The 18,342-nt window shown below is 74.1% G+C and carries 19 protein-coding genes; 12 read left to right on the top strand and 7 right to left on the bottom strand.

The features are described 5' to 3' along the window. The first annotated feature begins 41 nt into the window (after positions 1-41). Complete coding sequence (locus BMW85_RS25015; protein ID WP_091085795.1) at positions 42-479, top strand: SRPBCC family protein; 438 nt, start codon at positions 42-44, stop codon at positions 477-479. A 9-nt stretch (positions 480-488) separates the two neighbouring features. Here the strand turns inward: BMW85_RS25015 and BMW85_RS25010 are convergent, their stop codons facing one another. Further along, a complete protein-coding gene (locus BMW85_RS25010) occupies positions 489-848 on the bottom strand; it encodes a winged helix-turn-helix transcriptional regulator (RefSeq protein WP_091085793.1) in 360 nt (119 codons plus the stop codon). A 91-nt stretch (positions 849-939) separates the two neighbouring features. On the opposite strand from BMW85_RS25010, the gene BMW85_RS25005 reads away from it, so the two are divergent. After that, positions 940-1,812: an NAD(P)-dependent oxidoreductase gene (locus BMW85_RS25005; protein ID WP_091085791.1), complete on the top strand. Its 873-nt coding sequence runs from the start codon at positions 940-942 to the stop codon at positions 1,810-1,812. 57 nt (positions 1,813-1,869) lie between these two features. Continuing rightward, positions 1,870-2,607, top strand: a complete 738-nt coding sequence (locus BMW85_RS25000; protein ID WP_091085789.1) for a class I SAM-dependent DNA methyltransferase — start codon at positions 1,870-1,872, stop codon at positions 2,605-2,607. 1 nt (position 2,608) lies between these two features. Here the strand turns inward: BMW85_RS25000 and BMW85_RS24995 are convergent, their stop codons facing one another. Continuing rightward, positions 2,609-3,307 carry a CTP synthase C-terminal region-related (seleno)protein gene (locus BMW85_RS24995; RefSeq protein ID WP_218155918.1) on the bottom strand — a complete coding sequence of 233 codons (699 nt, stop codon included), beginning with the start codon at positions 3,305-3,307 and terminating at the stop codon, positions 2,609-2,611. 108 nt (positions 3,308-3,415) lie between these two features. Here BMW85_RS24995 and BMW85_RS24990 point away from each other — a divergent pair, with 108 nt between their 5' ends. The 4 genes from BMW85_RS24990 to BMW85_RS24975 all read left to right on the top strand — a co-directional run bounded on the left by BMW85_RS24990 (position 3,416) and on the right by BMW85_RS24975 (position 6,516). Further along, a complete protein-coding gene (locus tag BMW85_RS24990; protein WP_091085785.1) occupies positions 3,416-3,772 on the top strand; it encodes an iron chaperone in 357 nt (118 codons plus the stop codon). A gap of 28 nt (positions 3,773-3,800) precedes the next feature. Beyond that, a complete protein-coding gene (locus tag BMW85_RS24985) occupies positions 3,801-4,673 on the top strand; it encodes a LysR family transcriptional regulator (RefSeq protein ID WP_091085781.1) in 873 nt (290 codons plus the stop codon). Positions 4,674-4,750: 77 nt separating this feature from the next. Further along, positions 4,751-5,698 carry an ATP-binding cassette domain-containing protein gene (locus BMW85_RS24980; RefSeq protein ID WP_091085778.1) on the top strand — a complete coding sequence of 316 codons (948 nt, stop codon included), beginning with the start codon at positions 4,751-4,753 and terminating at the stop codon, positions 5,696-5,698. After that, entirely contained in the window at positions 5,695-6,516 is an 822-nt protein-coding gene (locus BMW85_RS24975; RefSeq protein WP_091085775.1) for an ABC transporter permease, read from the top strand. Before BMW85_RS24980 ends, BMW85_RS24975 begins: the two co-directional genes overlap by 4 nt. Before the next feature lie 80 nt (positions 6,517-6,596). Here the strand turns inward: BMW85_RS24975 and BMW85_RS24970 are convergent, their stop codons facing one another. The 4 genes from BMW85_RS24970 to BMW85_RS24955 all read right to left on the bottom strand — a co-directional run bounded on the left by BMW85_RS24970 (position 6,597) and on the right by BMW85_RS24955 (position 13,126). Continuing rightward, positions 6,597-9,692: an AfsR/SARP family transcriptional regulator gene (locus BMW85_RS24970; protein WP_091085773.1), complete on the bottom strand. Its 3,096-nt coding sequence runs from the start codon at positions 9,690-9,692 to the stop codon at positions 6,597-6,599. Between the two features lie 46 nt (positions 9,693-9,738). Further along, complete coding sequence (locus BMW85_RS24965; RefSeq protein ID WP_091085771.1) at positions 9,739-11,070, bottom strand: serine hydrolase domain-containing protein; 1,332 nt, start codon at positions 11,068-11,070, stop codon at positions 9,739-9,741. A 47-nt stretch (positions 11,071-11,117) separates the two neighbouring features. Then, entirely contained in the window at positions 11,118-12,131 is a 1,014-nt protein-coding gene (locus BMW85_RS24960) for a CE1 family esterase (protein WP_091085767.1), read from the bottom strand. A 116-nt stretch (positions 12,132-12,247) separates the two neighbouring features. Continuing rightward, positions 12,248-13,126: an SCO6745 family protein gene (locus tag BMW85_RS24955; RefSeq protein WP_091085765.1), complete on the bottom strand. Its 879-nt coding sequence runs from the start codon at positions 13,124-13,126 to the stop codon at positions 12,248-12,250. Positions 13,127-13,159: 33 nt separating this feature from the next. Here BMW85_RS24955 and BMW85_RS24950 point away from each other — a divergent pair, with 33 nt between their 5' ends. The 3 genes from BMW85_RS24950 to BMW85_RS24940 all read left to right on the top strand — a co-directional run bounded on the left by BMW85_RS24950 (position 13,160) and on the right by BMW85_RS24940 (position 14,802). Continuing rightward, complete coding sequence (locus BMW85_RS24950; RefSeq protein WP_245775044.1) at positions 13,160-13,759, top strand: CGNR zinc finger domain-containing protein; 600 nt, start codon at positions 13,160-13,162, stop codon at positions 13,757-13,759. Positions 13,760-13,814: 55 nt separating this feature from the next. Further along, positions 13,815-14,075, top strand: coding sequence for a hypothetical protein (locus BMW85_RS24945; RefSeq protein WP_091085761.1), 261 nt, complete (start codon positions 13,815-13,817; stop codon positions 14,073-14,075). Between the two features lie 184 nt (positions 14,076-14,259). Then, positions 14,260-14,802 carry a hypothetical protein gene (locus tag BMW85_RS24940; RefSeq protein WP_091085760.1) on the top strand — a complete coding sequence of 181 codons (543 nt, stop codon included), beginning with the start codon at positions 14,260-14,262 and terminating at the stop codon, positions 14,800-14,802. A gap of 84 nt (positions 14,803-14,886) precedes the next feature. Here the strand turns inward: BMW85_RS24940 and BMW85_RS24935 are convergent, their stop codons facing one another. Continuing rightward, the gene (locus BMW85_RS24935) at positions 14,887-16,731 is read right to left on the bottom strand and encodes a rhamnogalacturonan lyase (protein WP_091085758.1); all 1,845 of its coding nucleotides are present in this window, start codon (positions 16,729-16,731) and stop codon (positions 14,887-14,889) included. 166 nt (positions 16,732-16,897) lie between these two features. Here BMW85_RS24935 and BMW85_RS24930 point away from each other — a divergent pair, with 166 nt between their 5' ends. After that, on the top strand, positions 16,898-17,755 hold the full coding sequence (locus BMW85_RS24930; RefSeq protein WP_091085754.1) for a TIGR03619 family F420-dependent LLM class oxidoreductase: 858 nt from the start codon (positions 16,898-16,900) through the stop codon (positions 17,753-17,755). 93 nt (positions 17,756-17,848) lie between these two features. Further along, the gene (locus tag BMW85_RS24925; RefSeq protein WP_091085751.1) at positions 17,849-18,271 is read left to right on the top strand and encodes an ATP-binding protein; all 423 of its coding nucleotides are present in this window, start codon (positions 17,849-17,851) and stop codon (positions 18,269-18,271) included. The last annotated feature ends 71 nt before the right edge of the window (positions 18,272-18,342 follow it).

The following is an 18,342-nucleotide window of genomic DNA, read 5'->3' as shown; positions in this document are numbered from 1 at the left end:
GGCGCGCGGGGTAGGAGGGATCGGGAGAGTCAGGAGGCGACGTGGGCAGAGCCGTGTACGTCGGCGCCGCCGTCGAGGTGGCGGCGCCGCCCGAGCAGGTGTTCGCGCTGCTCACCGACTGGGACAGGCAGCGGGAGTGGATGTTCCTCACCAGCACCCGCCAGGTGGCCCCGGACGCCGTCGAGGCGTACACCGGGGTGTGGCCGGTCGGGTTCATGGACACGATGACGATCACCCGGTGGGAGCCGCCGGAGCTGGTCGTGATGGAGCACACCGGGCGGCTGGTGCGCGGCCGGGGCGCGTTCCGGGTGCGGGCGCTCGGGAGCGGCAGCCGGGTGATCTGGACGGAGGAGCTGCTGGCGCCGTTCGGGGCGCTGGGGCGGGCCGGCTGGCCGCTGGTGCGGCCACTGGCCAAGGCGGTGTTCCGCCACAGCCTGCGCGAGCTCGCGGCCCTGGTGGCGGCCGAACGGCGGACGTGACCTCGGGGCTCAGGCGTCCACGGAGACCTTCGCCGCGCCGATCCGCGCCATGCGTTCGGTGCCCCAGGCGCCCAGGGGGGCGAGCGCCGCGTTGAGCGAGACGCCGTGCTCGGTCAGGGAGTACTCGACCTTCGGCGGCACCTCGCGGTAGACCTCGCGATGCACCAGCCCGTCCTCCTCCATCTCGCGCAGATGCTGGACCAGCATCTTCTCGCTGACGCCCGGCAGGCCGCGGCGCAGCTCGGCGAACCGGCGGGTGCCGTGGTGGTGCAGCTCCCAGAGGATCAGCGACTTCCACTTGCCGGCGACCACGTCCATCGCCGCGTCGATGCCGCAGAAGTAGGGACCCCGTCGTGCCGATGACGCCATGCGCTCTCCCAGCCGTACTTACTTTTTGGTGAGTACCTGACTAATTAGTCCGTACTGGTCAACTCTAGCGGCGGTGGAAAAGATGGGGGCCATGACGAACCACGACATTCAAGTAAGTGTGCTCGGGCTGGGGGAGATGGGCGGCGCGCTCGCGGCCGCCCTGGTGGCGGCCGGGCATCCGGTGACGGTGTGGAACCGGTCACCGCGCAAGGCGGACCCCTTGGTCGCGCGCGGCGCGCGGGCCGCCGCCACGGCCGGCGACGCGGTCCGGGCCGCCCGGTTGGTGATCGTCTGCCTGCTGGACGACGACTCGGTCCGCGAGGTGCTCGAACCGCTCGCGGACGACCTGGCCGGCCGGACCCTGGTCAACGTCACCACCACGACACCGGCCCAGTCGCGGGAGATGGCCGAGTGGGCGGACCGTGTCGGGGCCGCGTACCTGGACGGCGGCATCATGGCCGTGCCGCCGATGATCGGCCGGCCGGGGGCGTCGGTCCTCTACAGCGGGTCGGCGGACGCCTTCCACGAGCACAGGCACCTGCTCGACCTGTGGGGGAGCAGCACCTACTTCGGCGCCGACGCCGGCCTCGCCTCCCTGTACGACCTCGCGCTCCTCGCCGGCATGTACGTCATGTTCGCCGGGTTCGCGCACGGCGCCGCCATGGTCGCACCGGCCGGCGTGACGGCGGGCGAGTTCGCCGCCATGGCCGCCCCGTGGCTGACCGCCATGACCGGCGCCTTCGAGGGGTTCGCCGCGGTGATCGACGGCGGCGACTACACCGTGCCGGGGCAGCAGAGCCTGGAGTTCTCCGACCTCACGTACCTCGTGGCCGCCAGCGCCGACCAGGGGGTCAGCACCGAGGTCGTCGCCATGGTCCAGCGGCTCGTGCAGCGCCAGGTCGACGCCGGTCACGGGAAGGAGGGCTTCGCCAGGATCATCGAGAGCATCAGGCGGCCGGGCTGACGGCCCGCGCGGAAAAGCGGTGGCAGCGCGCCGGGCGGCGCGGGTAACGTCCCGGCCGTGGATGATCCCGACGACGGTTTCTTCGGCGAGAGCGTCGCCGCCGCCTACGACGACTCCTCGGCCGCCATGTTCGCCCCCGAGGCGATCGAGCCGGCCGTGGACCTGCTGGCCGAGCTGGCCGGCGAGGGCCACGCCCTGGAGCTCGGCGTCGGCACCGGCCGCCTCGCGCTGCCGCTCGCCCGCCGCGGCGTGCCGGTGCACGGCATCGACCTGTCGCGGGCGATGGTCGAGCGGCTGCGAGCCAAGCCGGGCGGCGCGGACGTCGAGGTGACGATCGGCGACTTCGCCACCACGAAGGTGCCGGGGACGTTCACGGTCGCCTACCTCGTCTTCAACACGATCATGAACCTCACCACCCAGGACGCCCAGGTCGACTGCTTCCGCAACGTCGCCGCCCACCTGGCTCCCGGCGGCTGCTTCGTCGTCGAGGTCGGCGTCCCCGACCTGCGGCGGCTGCCGCCCGGCCAGACGGCCGTGCCGTTCCACGTCGGCGACGGCTCATGGGCCTACGACCTCTACGACGTGGCCACCCAGGCCATGAGCTCCAACTACGTCGACGTGGCCGGGGGCCAGGGCCGGTTCCGCTCGATCCCGTTCCGGTACGTCTGGCCTGCCGAGCTCGACCTCATGGCCCGCCTCGCCGGGATGCGGCTGCGCGAGCGCTGGGAGGGCTGGACGCGCGAGCCGTTCACCGGCGAGAGCACCCGGCACGTCTCGATCTGGGAGAAGCCCTGACTCAGACGCGCAGGGCCGCGGCGTGGCGGGTCACGGCGGCGGCGAACGCGGAGATCACCGGATGCGGCCGGCCGTCGCGCTCGGCCAGCTCCGGCTGGAACAGCGTGGCCAGGAAGAACGGATGGCCGGGCAGCTCGGCGACGCGGGCGGTGCCGTCGTCGGCGGCGTGGCCGGAGAAGACCAGCCCGCCCGCGGTCAGGGCGTCCCTGTAGGACTCGTTGAGCCCGTACGAGCAGACGTAGGACTCCAGCGTCTCCCGCGCGGCCACGATCCGCGCGATGAGGGTGCCGGGCGTGAGCCGGACCAGGCTCTCGTGACCGGCCAGCGAGCAGGCCAGCGGCGTGAGCAGGAAGTCGCGGCCGGCCGGGTCGTTCTCGGCGTGCGCCACGTCCAGGCCGCACACGTGGCGGGCGTACTCGAGGAGCATGTGCTGGAAGCCCGCGCAGGTGCCGAGGAACGGCAGGCCGCCCTCCCTGGCCACGCGCACGGCCTCGACCGCGCCCGCCTCGTCCTGGTAAGGGCTGCCGGGCAGCAGCCAGACGCCGTCGAAGCCGTCCAGCCCGGCGGCGACGTCCGTGGTGCGGATCCAGTAGGGGTCGAGGGCGATGCCGTCGTGCTCGCGCAGCGCCTCCGTGATCCAGGGGATGCGGGTGTGCGAGCGGACGCTGGGGGAGCGGTCCCCGACGAGGGCGATTCTCATGCCTTCCATCGTGACGGCCGTTACCGGTGAAGCGCCAACGATGATTCCTGCACCTGCCATAAGGGTTGCTCATGGACGTCCGCCTCGAATCCGAACTAGCCTGGCGCAATGGTGCAGAGCAAGGCCGGCGACGTCGACGGCTACCTGACGGAGGTCCCCGCGGAACGCAGGGAGGTGCTGGCCAAGCTGCGGCAGCTGTGCCGGGAGGAGCTGGCGGGCTTCGACGAGGTCATGGCGTACGGGATGCCGGCGTACGGGCGGGACGGCTCCTGCGAGATCGCGTTCGCCAGCCAGAAGCAGTACATCTCCTTCTACCTCATGCGCGGTGACGTCCGCGAGGCGTTCGAGGAACGGCTGGCCGGACAGGACATGGGCAAGGGCTGCCTGCGGTTCCGCAAGCCGGAGAACGTCGACTTCGTCCTGTTGCGGGATCTGCTCAAGGCCACCGCGGCCCGCCCGTCGTGAGGTCCTGCCCCTGCCATAAGGGGAGCTGATGGACCCTCATCTGCTGACGACGTTCGTGACCGTGGCTCGGTGCGGCTCCTTCTCGGCCGCCGCCACCGAGCTGGGCTACACGCAGTCGGCGATCTCCCAGCAGATCGCCGCCCTGGAGGCCGACCTCGGCCTGCCGCTGCTGAGCCGGCGCCCCGTCGAGCCGACCCCGGCCGGGCGGCGGCTGCTGGAGCACGCCGAGCCGCTGCTGCTGCGGCTGCGCGCGGCCCGCGCCGACGTGCTGCGGGCCGCCGCCGCGCCCCGCCACCGGATCGGCCTGGCCGTCACCCCGCTCGGCTTCACCGCCGACCTCGCCGACCGGCTGGCGCGGGCCCGCGCCGCGTGGCCCCTGCTGGAGGTGACGGTGGTGACGTGCGGGCGCGAGCGGGTCGCCGTGCTGGTGGCCGAGGGGGAGGCCGACCTCGGGCTGGTCGACGGCCTCGCCGCGCCGAGCGACCCGCTGCGTCCGCCCGACGCCGGGCCGCTGACGACCACGGGCGTCAGCGAGGAGGACGTGGTCGTGGCCCTGCCCGCCGGCCATCCCCTGGCCGGGCGGGCGGCGCTGCGGCTGGCCGACCTGGCGGACGCGCGCTGGCTGCGTACGCCGCTCTGCCCGCTGCCCCGGCTGCGCGCCCTCGCCGGCGACGGCTTCCCGGTGGCGCTGGAGCATCGGGGCGACGACGTGCGCACGCTGATCGCCCTCGTGGCCGCCGGGCACGGCCTGACCCTGCTGCCCGCCTCCGCACTGCGCACCCCGGGCGGCGCGGTGGGGGTGCCGGTGTCCGCGCCGCGTCTCGTCCACCGCGTCGAGCTCCTGCACGGCACGCTGCCCCCGGGCCCGGCCGCCGACCTGGCCCGCGCCCTCACGGGGTGACCCCGCTGTCAGGCGGTGGCGGGGGCTGACAGCGATCTGTGCGGGAAACGGCAGCGCCGCCCCGCACGATGGGCCCCATGTACGCCTTCGAAGCCGAGGGCCTGGTCAAACGCTTCGGCGAGACCACCGCCCTGAACGGCATCTCCTTGTCCGCCCCGCCCGGCACCGTCCTCGGGGTACTCGGCCCCAACGGCGCCGGCAAGACCACCGCCGTACGCATCCTGGCCACGCTCCTGCGCCCCGACGCGGGCCGCGCGGCCGTCGCCGGCGTGGACGTCGTGCGCCACCCCGCCCGCGTCCGCCGCCTCATCGGCCTGACCGGCCAGTACGCCTCCGTCGACGAGGACCTGACCGGCGCGGAGAACCTCGTCCTCATCGGCCGCCTGCTCGACCTGCGCTCCGGCGAGGCCAAGGCCCGCGCCGCCCGCCTGCTGGCGGACTTCGGCCTGGCCGAGGCCGCCGACCGGCGCGCCTCGACCTACTCGGGCGGCATGCGTCGCCGCCTCGACCTGGCCGCGAGCCTCGTCGGCCGGCCCGAGGTGATCTTCCTGGACGAGCCCACCACCGGCCTCGACCCGGCCAAGCGCGAGGACGTGTGGGCGATCGTCCGCCGCCTCGTCGCCGACGGCGTCACCGTCCTGCTCACCACCCAGTACCTGGAGGAGGCCGACGCCCTGGCCGACGCCATCTCGGTCGTCGACCACGGCCGGGTGATCGCGCACGGCACCGCCGCCGAGCTCAAGCGTGTCGTCGGCGGCCAGACCGTGCTGGTGCGCCCCGCCGATCCGGCCCGACTGGCCGAGGCGGCGGCCATCGCCGCGGCGGTCGCCGGCCGTCCCGCCGAGCCGGCCGGCCGCGACGCGACGACCGTGCCGGTGGACGACGCCGCCGCGTTCACCGAGATCGTCCGCCGCCTGGACGCGGCCGGGCTCGCCGTCACCGAGCTGTCGCTCCGCCTCCCCAGCCTGGACGAGGTCTTCTTCACCCTCACGGGCCACCGCACCGGACAGGAGCGCGCCGCATGACCACCACCGAGACCGCGGCCCCTTCGCGGGCCGCCGCCCCCGGCGAGGAGCGGCGGCGCACGTTCCGGCTCGCCCGGCACAGCCTCGCCCTGGCCGGGCGGAGCATCCGCAAGACCCTGCGCACCCCCGAGCAACTGCTCGACGTCACCCTGCAGCCGGTCATGTTCGTCGTCGTCTACGTGTTCCTGCTCGGCGGCGCGGTCGCCGGCTCGACCGGCGAGTACCTGCAGTTCCTGCTCCCGGCGATCATGGTCCAGACCGTGCTGTTCGGCGGGATGGCGACCGGGGTCAACCTCAACACCGACATCAAGAAGGGGGTCTTCGACCGGTTCCGCAGCCTGCCGATCGGGCGCTCCGCGCCGCTCATCGGCTCGGTGCTGGGCGACCTGATCCGGTACGTGCTCGCGGAGGCGGTGCTGCTCGGCTTCGGCTACGCGCTGGGCTTCCGGGCGCACACGGGGATCGTGCCCGTGCTGGCGGCGTGCCTGCTGACGGTGTTCCTGGCGTTCTGCGTGAGCTGGGCGTTCGTGCTGGTCGGGATGTTGATGCGGGAGCCGGGCGGGGTGCAGGGGGCGGCGTTCGTCGTGCTGTTCCCGCTGACGTTCGGGACCAGCATGGTCACCCCCAAGGACACGCTGCCGGGATGGCTGCGGGCCTGGGTGTCGGTCAACCCGGTCAACCACGCCATGGAGGCCGCCCGTGGGCTGATGCTGGGCGGGCCCGTCGCCACCGGTGTGGTGTGGACGCTGGTGTCGGGCGTGGTGATGCTGGCGGTGCTCGCCCCGCTCGCCGTCGCCGCCTACCGCCGCCGCGCCTGACCGCCCGCGCGTGACCGGCCGCGACCGCCGGCCTGCGGGCATCTGCCCCATCGGCCTGCCGTGCCACCCGGGCCGGTCGTTCAGCCGTCGGCGCGTGTGTCCGACGTCGCCGCGCGGACCAGCGACACGGCCTCGGCGGGGGGCAGGGCCCGGCCGTCGGCGTGCGCGGCGGCGTAGCGGGCCTCGCCCAGCCGGGCGCGCAGCCGGGACGCCAGGCGGGCCACATCGGGAAGCGCCGCGTCGGGCGCGCCCCGGAGCCGTTCGGCCGCGCCGGTCAGCGTCGCCGCCCGCTCCGGCGCGCCCTGCGCCTCCCGCAGCTCGGCGAGGGCGACCGCGGCCCTCGCCAGCACCGGCATGTCCCGTACCAGCAACGTCAGCTCGACCGCCTCGGCCACCCGCCCGGCCGCCTCCTCCAGCGCCCCGCACGCCACCGCCAGATGGCCCTGCCCGATCAGGACCAGTGCCCGCAGTTGCGGCGCGACCGAGGCGGACTCCTCCAGCAGCGCCGCCGCCCGCTCGTACGACCGCGCCGCGCCCCCGAACTCGCCCTCCATCCTGGCCAGGTCACCCAGCCCCAGGTGGGCGAAGGCGAGATCGTGCTCCGACGGCTCGCCGCCGTCCGGCTCCAGCATCGCGCGGAACTCCGCACGAGCCCGCGCGACGTCGCCCTGCCTGACCAGGATCTGCGCCCGCCAGCCCTGCTGGTGCAGCAGCCCCGCGTCCGGGTCGAGCTCCCGCAGCAGCGTCATGGCCTCCGCCATGGCGGCCAGCGCCGCGTCGAACTCGCCGAACATGGCGTGCGCCTCCGCCAGCGAGGTCAGCGCCATCGACAGGCCCCACCGCTCGCCGGCCACCCGCAGGTGCCCGCACGCCGACAGCAGGTCCTCCCGCGAGCCGGCCATGTCGCCGTCGTTCTCCTTCAGCGCGGCCCGCGCGACGTACAGCATCCCGCGCGTCCACGGGTCCGGATGGGACAGCCGCCGCCCGATCACCTCCATGCCGAACGCCGAGTCGTCGGTGAACAGCGCCAGCGCCGGCTGCAGCATCGCCAGCACCGGATGCTCCGGCTCCGGCTCCACCTCCTCGGCGGTACGGCGCAGCTCACGCAGCGCGGGCTCCGCCCGGATGTGCCCACCGGCCAGCGCGCCGTTGATCAGGCAGACGGCGGAGGCGATGAGGCGGGCCTGCCGAGGGGCGGAGCCGGGCAGGGCGAGCGCGCGTTCGAGCCAGCCGACGGAGTCGGCGCTGAAGCCGCGGATGACCCAGAACGTGCCCATCGCCGCCGCCAGCCGCAGCGCCGTGTCGGCGTCGCCGGTGTCGGCCGCGTGGTGCAGCGCGGTCAGGATGTTGTCGTGGTCGGCCAGCAGCCGCCCGATCCAGGCGAGCTGGTCGGGGCCGCGCAGGTGCGGCTCGGCCCGCTCGGCCAGGTCGCGGTAGTGGGCGGCGTGGCGGGCGCGCGCCTCGGACAGGAGACCGGCGTCGGTCAGCCGTTCCAGGCCGTACTCCCTGATCGTCTCCAGCATGCGGTAGCGGCCGTCCCCGGCGGCCTGGACGAGGGACTTGTCGACCAGGGCGGCGAGCACGTCGAGGGTGCCTCCGGCGCCTTCGGCGGCGGCCAGGTCGAAGCCGCCCGCGAAGACGGCGAGCCGTTCGGCGAGGACCCGCTCGTCGTCGTCGAGCAGGTCCCAGCTCCAGGCGACGACCGCCCGCAGCGTCCGGTGACGCGGCAGCGCGGTACGGCTGCCGCCGGTCAGCAGCAGGAACCGGTCACCGAGCCGGTCGGCGAGCTCGCGCGGGGTCAGGGCGCGCAGCCGGGCCGCGGCCAGCTCGATGGCGAGCGGCAGCCCGTCCAGCCGGCGGCAGATCTCGGCGGCGACGTCCGCGTCGAGGACGAGGGCGGGGTCGATGGCCGCGGCGCGGTCGGCGAGCAGCCGCACGGCGGGCTCGGGCGGCAGTGGCGGCACGGGCCCCAGGGTCTCGCCCAGGATGCCCAGCGGCTCGCGGCTGGTGGCCAGCACCCGGAGGCGGGGGCAGCGGCCGAGCAGCTCCTCGGCCAGGCGGGCGGCGGCCTCGACCACGTGCTCGCAGTTGTCCAGCACCAGCAGGACGCGGCCCGGCGACAGCGCCTCGGCCAGGGCCTCCGTCGTGCCGGTCACGCCGGGATGGCGGCTCGCCTGGTCGCCCAGCACGGACAGCACGGCCCGTGGCACGTCGGCAGGGTCGGTGACGGCGGCCAGCTCCACCAGCCATGTCGCGGTGTGCTCGGCCACCAGGGCGGCGGCGGCCGTGGTCGCCAGCCGGGTCTTGCCCGCGCCGCCGGGCCCGACCAGCGTGACCAGCCGGCCCGTGCGGAGCTGGTCGTGGAGCCGCGCGAGCTCGGCGTCGCGGCCGACGAAGCTGGTCAGCGGGGCGCGCAGGTTCGTCCGCCGGGGGCGGAGCGGCTCGGCCCGCAGCACCTCCAGATGGGCCTCGCGCAGCTCGGGCCCCGGGCTGGTCCCCAGCTCGGCGGCCAGAGCGCGCCGGCACTCCTCGTACGCGGCCAGGGCCTCCGCGCGACGCCCGGCGGCGTGCAGGGCCCGGACCCGCAGCGCGTGCAGCCGCTCCCGCAGGGGATGGCGACCGGCCAGCTCCCCGAGCTCCCCGGCCAGCTCGCCCACGACGTCGGCTTCGGGGACCGGCCGACCGACCGTGCGGGCGTGCAGCGCCAAGCGCGCCTCCGCGCGGTCCTCGACGGCCGCCAGCCGCGCCTCCTCCAGACGTACGGCGTGGCCGGTCGCGAACGGCAGCGCGGCCAGCTCGCCCAGAGCCGGCCCCCGCCACAGCGCCAGCGCCTCGGTCAGCAGCCGCTCCCGTAAGGCCGGGTCCGGCTGGCGGCGGGCCTCGGCGGCGAGCCGGTCGAACGCCTCCGCGTCCGTGCCGGCGTCCAGCCGGTAGCCGCCCGGCACCGACACCAGCGCCCCGGTCTCGGGCAGCGCCCGCCGCAGGCGGGAGACCAGCGACTGCAGCGCGTTGCCCGGGTCGGCGGGCGGGTCGTCCGGCCACAGGCACCCGGCCAGCTCCTCCGCCGTGACGGCCCGCCCGGCCGCCACCGCCAGCCGGGCGACCAGCAGGCGCAGCCGGGCGCCCCCGACGGCGGCCGACTCGACCTCGATCGGCCCCAGAATCCCCACGCGCACACGACCATGCTGCCACCGCGGCCGAGCGGGAACGCCGTGGGAACGGTCAGGCGTGCCAGTCGGCGACGCCGCCCGGGACCGGCGCGGCCGGGTCGTACGGCTCCCGCGTGAAGATGAACGTGTTGAGGTCGAGGTGGTCCGGGGAGACGCGCAACGTCTCGCCCGCGTAGTAGCCGTCGAGTCCCAGCCACGTCCCGTCGTCCTGCGGCACGAACCGCGACGCGCGCCCGCCCCCGTTCAGCGGCTCCAGCGCGAGGCCGCGCTCGGGCAGCAGCCGCAGCGCGTACGGCTTCGGCCCCCAGTGCCACAGCCCCGTCAGGGCCAGCAGGCCGGGGTCGGCCGCGACCGGACGCCACTCGTCGGGCAGGCGCGGCTCGTGCTCGTCGAGGATGTCGAGCAGGTCCGTGAGCAGCCGCCCGCTGAGCCCGGAGGTGGTGTTGGCCATGAACAGCACCCCCACGCCCTCGGCCGGGTCGGCCCACACGGTGGCGAGGAAGCCCGGCATCGAGCCGGAGTGGCCGGACAGGCGCCGCCCGCCGGAACGGGCGAGCTGCAGGCCGAGCCCGAACCCGGCGGTCCAGGAGTCGCCGTCGTCCACGCCGATGGGCTCGCGCATCTCGGCCAGCGTGCCGGGGCACAGCACCCCGCCCGTGTCGCCGCACAGGAACGCCGCCCACCGCGCCAGGTCGTGCGGTGTGGACCAGAGCTGCCCCGCCGGGCCCATGGCGTCGGCGTCGTGCTCGGGCTCGGGCAGCACGACGTCCGCCCAGGGGTGCACGGCGTAGCCGGTCGCGTGCGGGGCCCGGGGGCGCGGCGTGGTGCCGTCCATGCCGAGCGGCGTCAGCACCTCCTCGCGTACCGCGTCCCACCAGGTGCCGCCGCGCAGCCGCGCCACCAGCTCGCCGAGCAGCGCGAACCCGACGTTCGAGTAGTGGAAGCGGCGGCCGGGCCGGTGCTTGGCCTCGTCCGGGCCCAGACGCTTGAACAGGTCGCCGACAGGGACGCCAGGGGTGCGCTCCCACCAGGCGGTGGGCGGCTCGGCGGTCAGCCCGGAGGTGTGCGAGAGCAACTGGGCGATGGTGAAATGGCCGTGCGGCGCGTCCGGCAGGTGGGCGTCAAGCCGGTCGTTGAGCGCGAGCGCGCCCTCGTCGCGCAGCCGCATCACCACCACCGCCACCATCGACTTGGTGATCGAGCCGAGCCGGTACTGCGTGGCGGCCGTGGGCGGCCCGTCGCCCACCCGGCCGCGCCCGCCGAACCACGCCGTCCGCCCGTCGCGGACGATCGCCGCCGTCAACGAGGGAACCTTGCATTCGGCCTGCTCGACGGCGAGCCGGCGCAGCAGGGCGCGGGCCGCCGCCTGTCCAACCTGAGTCATGAGCGACAAGAGTAGTCGCTGGAGCGGCGGCTCCGCCGGGTAGCCGATCAGCGGGCCGGGGCCCGGTCGAAGGCGTCGAGCATGAGCGCCGTGGCGTCGAGGCGGGGCGACCTGATGGAGCCCGGCCAGGTGTGCCCGCCGCCGTCGAGGGTGTAGAGGCGTACGGTGGCGCCCGCGGGGCACGACGTCCAGGTCCGCAGCCGTACGCCGGTGGCGGGGCGGGAGGTGGCGCGGCCGGAGCAGCCGAGCGCCCGCGCCCAGTCGTCCGCGGCCCGCTCCACCGGCGGCAGGACCACCAGGTCGGCGAGGGCGCGCAGGGCGCCCGTGGCGTCGGGGAACGGATGCCCGCCCCGGTACGGGACCGCGCGGTCGGCGGTGCCGTGGAAGGCGAGCAGCGTCGTGGGGAGGGGCCGGTCGCACGGCCGGGCGACGCTGAGCCCGCCCACCGCCCCGACACCGGCCAGGCGGCCGTCCAGGGCGCAGATCAGGGCGGCGGACATGGCGGCGCCGTACGACAAGCCGGCAGCGAACGCCCGCCGCCGGTCCACGCACAGGCCGCTCTCCAGCCGGTCGAGCAGGGCGGCGAGGAACGCGGCGTCGTCCGGGCCGGAGGTGCCGGGCAGCGTCCAGCCCATGCGGCCGTCGGCGGCCTGCGGGGTGGCCACGACGTAACCGCGGCGCGGGCCCTCCACGGCCAGGCGGCTGTAGAAGCTCTCCTGGGCGGCGTCGGAGCCGAGCCCGTGCAGGTCCAGCAGGACGGGGTGCGGGCCTTTTCCCTTGGGGACGGCCAGCAGGAAGGTCCTGCGCAGGCCGTCGTGCGTCATCGTGTGGCGGCCCGCCTTGAGCGGCGTCGCGGCCGAGCACCCGCTCGCCCGCCCCCGGGCCTGCGGGGGCTGAGCGGAAGGAGACTGCCCAGCCTGCGGGCTCTGCTCCGACTGCGGGCTCGCCGGGCTCCGGTGGGCCTGCGGCCCGGCGGCTGGCTGGGGCGCGGCGGTGCAGCCGGCGACGGGCAGCACGGCCAGCAGCGTCGCCAGCGTCCACGCGATCGCGCCTCTGCCCATCCCGTCCCTCCCCGTCCGGGTCCAGCCCCGTTCGTCCCCTTTCAGCCCTCACTCACCCACTTCGCAGGGCCGGACCAAGTCTCGTTGATCGGGCCGGGCCACGCCAGCGGGCGTCGTCAGTCCGGGGCCTTGACGGTAGCGATGCCGAGCGTGCTGGTCATCGGCAGCAGGCCCGCCTCGAAGATCGGGCCCAGCAGCGGCCCGCCGAGCCGGGCGAGCCGCTCGGTGCGCTCCTGCCCGAGCAGCCGCCACGGCCCGGCGGCCAGCTCGTCGGTCATCCGCTCGACCTGGTCGCGCAGCGCGCGCCCGCGTTCGGTGGCCTGGCCGCCGGCGTCCACCAGGCCGCGGGAGGCCAGCCGCTCGCGGGCCGCGTCCCACTCCGCGGCGCTCCAGCCGCGCCCGGCGAACGACTCCACCGGCGCGGCCCCGATCGCCGCGAACGACACCAGCGCCTCGCACCCGTCCAGCTCCGCCGCCAGCAACGCCGCCAGGTGGCCGTCGCCGCGGTGCTCGCGCAGCACGGTCGCCGCCTGCCACAGCACCAGGTGCGGCTCGTCGGCCCACGGCAGGTCCAGGTTCGCGGCGGTGAGCGCCCGGCCTTCCACGCCCACGCCCTCGGCCGCCCGCCGGGCCAGCTCGGCGGCCTCCCGCAGCTCCGGCCCGGCGATGAGGTCGCCGAGCAGGCCGCGGTACGTACGGTCGACCGCCGTCAGCCGCGCTTCCAGCACGCGCTCCGGCGCGGCGACCGTCCACACGGCGGGCACGTGCGCGGCCACCGTCGCCGGGCTGAAGCTGTAGCAGGCCGCCGTGGCCAGCCGCGTACCGGCGCGCCCGAGCGGGGCGGTGCGGTAGGCGAAGTAGCTCGGCCAGCGCGACTCGACGTCGTAGCCGAGGGCGGCGGCCTCCTGGAGCGCCTCGGGGGAGAAGTACAGCACGGCGTGCAGGGGTTCGAGCTGGTGCCACATGCGGCGGGCCAGACGGGACATCTCATCCATGCCAAATCCTCACTGTCTAGGTAAGCTACGCCAGTGACGATAGACGCATGGCGCATCACTGGTCAATCCCAAATAGACAGTTATGTCGGTCGATGGGCGGAGCTGGCCGTCCTGCTGGTGAACGAGCTGGCCGTGACCCGCGTACGCGGGCGCGACACCGAGCCCCCGCCCGATCCCCGAGTGGCACTGGAGGCGGCGCTCGCCCACGCGGGCTGGAGCCCGTCGCCCGGCGCGGCCGAGCCGGTACGCCTCGGCGACGAGGACGCCGCCCGCCTGGCCGAGGTCGCCGCCGAGCTGCGCCCGATCCTCGGCGGCGACCCGGACGCCGTGACCGCGCTCAACCGCGTGCTGATCCGCCACCGCGCGGTCCCCAGCCTGTACGGCGACCCGCCGGTCCTGGCCTTCCACGCCCCGGACGCCACCCTCGCCGACGCCTGGGCCGCCAACGCCGCCACCGCCCTCGCCATGGTCATCGGCGTCGGCCAGGGCGTCCGGCTGCGGAGCTGCGAGGCGGACGGCTGCGAGCTGGTCTTCTTCGACGTCACCAGGAACGCCTCGCGCCGCTTCTGCGGCCTGTCCTGCCAGAACCGCGCCAAGGCCACCGCCTACCGCGCCCGCCGACGCGGCATCTAGCGCCGGTTTTGGGGTGATTTGTCCGCTCTTTGCCCCTGTCCTGCCACCGTGAAGTATGGCCGCATCGGGTGAGGACAGGTGGCTGAGCGCGCTGCGCGATCATGCCGCCAGACTCGCGTTCCCGGACTGGACCCCGCAGCCGGGGGACTGGGCGCACCTCTACACCGGCTTCGACGACGACGGCGTCCCCTACACCGAGGTGGCCGTCTACCGCTGCGACCCGGACGGCGGCCATGAACGCATCCGCCACACCCGCTACAGAAGCGGCGCGCTGACGGCTTTCTGGGCAAGGCTCGTCAACGAGATCACCGAGTAGACCGGAGACGAAGGGCGCGTCCTGTTACAGGTGGGTTCTGGGGGTTTTGATGGGTCCTTTGAGTTTGGAGGGATAAAAGAGAACATCCGCATGGGTACGTCTGCTTTCGTCTGAGCGCACGCCGAAGTGCGAGTGCCGGATTTTCGGTAGACATCACCATGAACGGAAACGAGAGCACGTGAAAATGAAGACTCGGCAATCGCGGGCGCCGCGCCGTGGGCGCTTCGCCGCGCTGGCTCTGACCGGCGCGGCCGCCAGCATCATGATCATTCCTGGGGGCCTCGGGGTCGCCTGCGCCAGCGTCATGGTTCCCACCGTCGAGGCCGGGGGCGCCCCGCCGAAGCCGGTGAAGCACGTCACGCAGACGCACTACGTGACCAGGGAGAAGCCGATCCTGCGCGGCCCGCGCTGGCAGCGTCCGCCGCGGGTCGACGTCATCGTCGACAACTTCAACGACAACTTCAACCGCCGCCACAACCGCCTGCACCGGCGTGACTTCTTCAGGAACGACTTCAAGCACGAGGACATCAAGAAGGAACACCCCGTCAAGTCGGTCGAAGAAGTTACGCCGAGCTACGACGAGTACGACGAGAGCGACGCCAACCGGTACGGCGGCAACCAGTACGACGCCAACCGGCCCAGCAGCACCCAGGCCAACAGCGCCCAGAGCACCGCCAACGACAAGTGGTGGTGGCCCGGCAGCAAGGACTGGAAGAACTGGAACTGATCGCCACCGGACGTGGTCCGGCCGCCGGGACGTGAGGACTCACTCCGGGCGGCCGGACCACGACGGCTGCGCGGTCATCGCCGTTCAGCGCACGTAGATGTTCGGGCGGGGCGGCGTGGCCATGCGGTCGCCGAGGAAGAAGCTCGTGTGCGGCGGCTGGTTGTAGGCGGTGTTCTGCCAGGCGACCGAGACCCGGTAGAGGGGGTCGTGCATGAGCGTGTGGAGGCGGCGGTCGGTCGGGATCGTGGTGGAGTAGATCCGCAGGGCCCGGTTGTCGGAGGTGGGCCAGACGACCTCCTCACGCCAGTCGCCGAACAGGTCGGCCGACAGCGACGGCGTGGCCTTGGTGCCGTTGTTGGAGTGGACGCCGGAGGCGGTCAGGAGGCGGGTGTCGCCGTCCGTCCCGTACTTGTCGATGCGCGTCTGGTCGAGCAGCTCGCGCACCGGGTCGCCGTCCCACCAGACGAGGAAGTTGATCGAGGACGGCTTGCGGCCGGCGGTGTTGCCGGTGACGCTGCGCAGGTTCCCGTCCGCGGCGGACCAGAACTCCGAGGCGACCCGGACGGTCGAGATGTCCCCGGCCACGCCGCGCCCGTTGTCGGAGCCGGACGCCGTCTGCCAGAGGATCTGGCCGTTGCGCGGGTCGATGTAGAGCGAGCCGGGCTGGCTGGTGCCCTCGCTGACCTTGAAGTACTCCAGGCCGGCGCGGGCCGGGTCGAAGTCGCCGAGGTGCTGGGCGTCGCCGTGGCCGGTGCGGGTGGACCACATGCCGCTGCCGTTGTCGTCGACGGCCATGGCGCCGTAGACGATCTCGTCGCGGCCGTCGCCGTCCACGTCGCCGACGGACAGGCTGTGGCTGCCCTGGCCGGCGTACTGCGAGCCGGCCGAGTTGCTGTCGAACGTCCACCGCTTGGTGAGCGTGCCGTTGCGGAAGTCCCAGGCGGCGATGACGCTGCGGGTGTAGTAGCCGCGGGCCATGATCAGGCTCGGCCGCTCGCCGTCCAGGTACGCCGTCCCGGCCAGGAACCGGTCCACCCGGTTGCCGTAGCTGTCGCCCCAGGAGGAGACGGTGCCGCGCGGCGGGTCGTAGTTCACCGTGGACATGGCGGCGCCGGTCAGGCCGTTGAACATGGTCAGGAACTCGGGGCCGGACAGCACGTAGCCGCTGGAGTTGCGGTAGTCGGCGCCGGAGTTGCCGATGACGGTTCCGGCGCCGTCCCTGGTGCCGTCGGCGGTCTTCATGGCGACCTCGGCCCGGCCGTCGCCGTCGTAGTCGTAGACCTGGAACTGCGTGTAGTGCGCGCCGGCGCGGATGTTGCGGCCGAGGTCGATCCGCCACAGGCGGGTGCCGTTGAGGCGGTAGGCGTCCACGAAGACGTTGCCGGTGTAGCCGGACTGGGAGTTGTCCTTGGCGTTGGAGGGGTCCCACTTCAGGATGATCTCGTACTGGCCGTCGCCGTCCACGTCGCCCACGCTCGCGTCGTTGGCGCTGTAGGTGTAGGCGACGCCGTCGGGGGAGGTGCCGCCGGACGGGGGTTGGATCGGCACGTCGAGGTACGCGCCGCCGGTGAATCGCAGCGAGGCGGGGGAGGCGGCCTGCTCGGCCCCGCCGACCACGGCCCGGACGGTGTAGGAGGCGTCGGCGGCGGCGCCGTTGTCGAGGAAGTTGGTGGAGGCGTTCAGGCCGGAGGCGATCCTGGTGGAGCCGCGGTAGAGGTTGAAGGAGACGCCGTCGGGGTCGGTGCCGAGCAGCCGCCAGGAGACGAGGTTGCCGGAGCCGGAGCGCACGCTGATCAGCCCGCGGTCCAGGTCCTCCATCTGCTTGGTCGGCGGGGCGGCCTGGGCGGGGCCGCCGGTCGTCACGACGGCGCCGGCCGCCGCCGTCGCCAGTGCCGTCGCCAAGGCGAGGGCGGTCTTTCGTAACCGCATCACGGGGTCCTCTCGTCGGGTAAGCGCTTTCCCAGTGAAAAGAAAGTTTCACGGGGACGCGGGGCGGGATCTCGGCGTATTAAAACCGCCGCCCGGCCGGGCGGCAAGCGAACGTGAAACTTTCCGGCTTGCCATGACGCCGGTGTCAAGGTTCTAGCCTGCGACGGTGAAATTCGGAATCAGCTACAACACCGCCCATTTCGGCACCGACCCGGAGCACCTCGTGGCGTTCGCCCGGCACGCCGAGGAATGCGGGTTCGAGTCCCTGTACGTGCCGGAGCACCTGGTCCTGTACCCGGGCGCGCGGGTCGGGCCCTTCGAGCTGCCGCCGGCGCTGCCGTACCTGGATCCGCTCGACTGCCTGGCCTTCGTCGCCGGGGCGACCCGGCGCATCCTGCTCGGCACCGCCGTGCTGCTGATCCCGTACCACCACCCGGTGCCGCTCGCAAAGCGGCTGGCCACCGTGGACGTGCTGTCCGGCGGGCGGATGCGGCTGCTCACCATCGGGGTCGGCGCGCTGCCCGGTGAGGCGCGGGCGGTCGGGGTGGACTTCGCCACCCGGGGCCGGCGCGCCGACGAGGCCATCGACGTGCTGCGGCTGCTGTGGGCGGGCGACGAGAAGGGCGTCGGTCACCAGGGGGAGTTCTACACCTTCGACGACCTGTGCAGCTTCCCCCATCCGCTGGGCGGGGCGGGCCTGCCGGTGCACGTCGGCGGGTCCAGCCGGGCCGCCGCGCGCCGGGCCGGGCTGCGGGGTGACGGCTACTTCCCCGGCGGGCGGCTCGACGCGCGGGAGCGGGCCGAGCAGTGGGACCTGGTGAGGGCCACGGCCGCCGGGGCGGGACGGGACCCCGGCGCCCTGGAGTACACCCGCTGGGGAGCGCTCGACATGACGGAGGACGACGTCGAGACGCTGGCCGCGCAGGGGGTGACGCGGATCGTGGTCAGCCCGGCCTCGGCCGGTCCCGAGGAGCGGCGGGAGGAGCTGGCGGCGTTCGCCGGGCGGTTCGGCCTGACTTCCTGATCTACATTGTAAAGGCCACACTCTGGTTTTCGTACCTCGTCGTTGTGACCTTGAGCACTGTTCGGAACGACGGAAGTCGCCGACAGTGAGGACATGGGCCTGCTGAAGGTGGACTTCGACGAGAGCTGCCTGGTACGCACCCGCCACGCGGTCCTCGCCTGCGCCCGCGCCCAAGGGGTGACCGGCGAGCGGCTGGGGGACTTCCTGTCGGCGGTCAACGAATGCCTGGTCAACGCGGTCGAGCACGGCGGCGGGCGGGGCCGGCTGCGCCTGTGGCGCGAGGACGGCCCGGAGGGCGGCAGGCTGGTCTGCGAGATCGCCGACGACGGGGACGGCATCCCGGTCGAGGTGCTGAAACGCGAGTCGCTGCCGGCCGCGTCCGCGCCGGGCGGGCGCGGCATCTGGCTGATGCGCCGCCTGTCCGACGAGGTCGTCTTCCTCACCGGGCCCGCGGGCACCACCGTACGCATCGCGCTGAAGCTGCCCGCGCAGGCCGGGGCGGCCCGCACCCGGTGACGGGTTCCTGAGGGACGTGCCGGGGTACACGTACGATCTCCGTCGATCCCCGTTCGAGCGAAAGGCGGCGG

The sequence above is a fragment of the Nonomuraea wenchangensis genome (genome assembly GCF_900111685.1).
Classification (GTDB): domain Bacteria; phylum Actinomycetota; class Actinomycetes; order Streptosporangiales; family Streptosporangiaceae; genus Nonomuraea; species Nonomuraea wenchangensis.
The sequence above is the reverse complement of the archived record's forward strand: the minus strand, read 5'-3'. Positions and strand labels throughout refer to the sequence as shown.